General features: G+C 50.7%; 1 CRISPR repeat array (only partly in view).

Going from position 1 to position 359, the window contains the following annotated elements:
• Positions 1-2: 2 nt before the first annotated feature.
• A CRISPR array of direct repeats spans positions 3-359; the repeat unit is 28 nt; unit sequence GTTCACTGCCGGATAGGCAGCTTAGAAA (it continues 37 nt past the right edge of the window).

Here is a 359-nt window from a genome sequence, read left to right as displayed (position 1 = left end):
GAGTTCACTGCCGGATAGGCAGCTTAGAAAGCCCGCATTCTCCGGGATGTTCACAAAATATGCGTTCACTGCCGGATAGGCAGCTTAGAAATCGACCGTGTGCAAATCGACATTGATCACTTCGTTCACTGCCGGATAGGCAGCTTAGAAAATCGGCAACATATGTTCCCGCCGAATCAGTGAGTTCACTGCCGGATAGGCAGCTTAGAAACTTGGAACTTAATAAAGTGGCTGTTCCGTGTTGTTCACTGCCGGATAGGCAGCTTAGAAATGGTCATCGGCTGTTTTTCACGACTGGCGTGGTTCACTGCCGGATAGGCAGCTTAGAAAATCCAGCTGTCATCGCCGTGCTCCAGCCC

This window comes from Parendozoicomonas verongulae, from assembly GCF_009711465.1.
GTDB lineage: Bacteria > Pseudomonadota > Gammaproteobacteria > Pseudomonadales > Endozoicomonadaceae > Sansalvadorimonas > Sansalvadorimonas verongulae.
Note: the sequence above shows the minus strand (reverse complement) of the source record. Positions and strands in the feature narration are given on the sequence as shown.